Below are 1602 nucleotides of genomic sequence, written 5' to 3'. Positions count from 1 at the left end.
ACCATTGGTAGGGAGGTTTCCAATCTGGCCGCCCCGGCATTCTCCGCGATTATCCGAATTTCCCCGCGACCTGATTCCAGAAGCCGATCTTGCGTCCATGCACCTTGCGAAGATCGGCCAGCCAGTCCTCATGCGGTACGACATCGACATCGCCTGCGATACGGTCGGCCAAATCCGTCGCGGCTGCAAAGTCCCGCGCGGCATAGGGGTAATATTTCGAACTCGCCCGGTCGAGTACGCCAGTCACCAGTCGGCGATAGAGCAAGGTGGCCCCACCCGGATCGGCCTGAGACAATGCCTCGGCGGCAGGACGCAGAATGTCATAGGCCCGGGCTTCCAGACCTTCGAGCCTTTCCCTGGTCATCCTGCCCGCGCGCTTGAGATCGGGCCAGGCAATGAGGAATTCCAGTGCCGATGTCGCTCGATCATAGGTCATGGCCTGATCGAGAGCCTGCCTCTCTGCGGCGACATCCTCGAAATCAGGCAAAGCCCTAAGCCAGTCGCGCAGTACCTGCCCGTCGAGCCAGCGGTCGAAGATCGCCTTGCGCTGCGCCTGTACATCGTCCCTGCGGCCGAGCGCCTCAAAGGCCCGTAATTTGAGATCGGCAAGCTCGCGCTCGTTATGGCTGCGCTCAACCGATGCGTCGATCCAGTCAAGGGCTTCTGCCGCACGACCATGTGCGATCAATCGGGCGGCCACCTGCGCATTGAGTACGGGGTTGCGACGATCGGGATCGACAGTTGCAATATAGGCGTCCACATCGCCGTCGAGATCGGCGAGTTTGGGTAGCAGCCAGCCGACCTTATAGTCGAACTGTCGCCGGTCATTCCCTGTCTTGGCCGCCTGCCGCTCAAGCAGCATCCCGCGCAAGGCTGCGCGGCCCTTCTGCCCCAAGGCTGGAGAAGCCGCTTCCGGCAGATCGTCGAAGATGCCATAACCGTCGCCCTCGACAAGCATCAGAATGTCACCTGCCAGCAGCTCGACATCGGACATGTCCGCCTGGCACCATAGTCGGCCAAGATCCTCACCGCCCTGCCGGAATATCTCGCCAAGCGACCCGCTGCTGTCGTCCGACCTTTCGAACACCGGCTCAGCAAGGCTCAGGAACAGCCGCATGCTATCGATCGCCTGGCTCAGAGAGTGTTCGGCCAGCGGCCCCATGATCGCTTCGCGTAACTGATCGAGTTCGCGCGCGAGTGCAGGGGCCTTGTCCCATTCGACGAACCCGCGCGAACGCCGGATGGTCTTCAGTCGCTTGTCGATCTCGTGGGCCAGCGCGCCGCCATCGTGCTTGGCCGCCAGTTCCATGCGGACGGCGCGGGCGAAGACGGCGTCACGCTCGGCCTGGGCGAGAACAAGCCGGGCAAGGCGACTGGCTCCCAGCGCCGCGATCGCTTCGGACGTCATCTTGCCCGAACCGCGACTGCCCTTCCTGGAGGCCCCCATCAGCCGTCCTGCCCTGATACCGACCCTGCTGTCCCCTTGACCAGCGCAAGCAGCATGGCGTGCAGCGCCTCTTCCGCGCGCGCCGCGCCGGATCGGCGGCGGAGATGTCCCGTCGCATCCAGTCCGGCAGGCGGCGCAGAAAGTCGGTGAGTTGC

General features: G+C 63.7%; 1 protein-coding gene. It reads right to left on the bottom strand.

Annotated features, from left to right (window positions below):
• Window positions 1-49: 49 nt before the first annotated feature.
• The gene (locus tag SxD43FB_RS23500; RefSeq protein WP_096064152.1) at window positions 50-1447 is read right to left on the bottom strand and encodes a DUF6880 family protein; all 1398 of its coding nucleotides are present in this window, start codon (window positions 1445-1447) and stop codon (window positions 50-52) included.
• Window positions 1448-1602: the final 155 nt, after the last annotated feature.

The sequence above is a fragment of the Sphingobium sp. D43FB genome, from assembly GCF_002312805.1.
Classification (GTDB): Bacteria; Pseudomonadota; Alphaproteobacteria; order Sphingomonadales; family Sphingomonadaceae; genus Sphingobium.
Note: the sequence above shows the minus strand (reverse complement) of the source record. Positions and strands in the feature narration are given on the sequence as shown.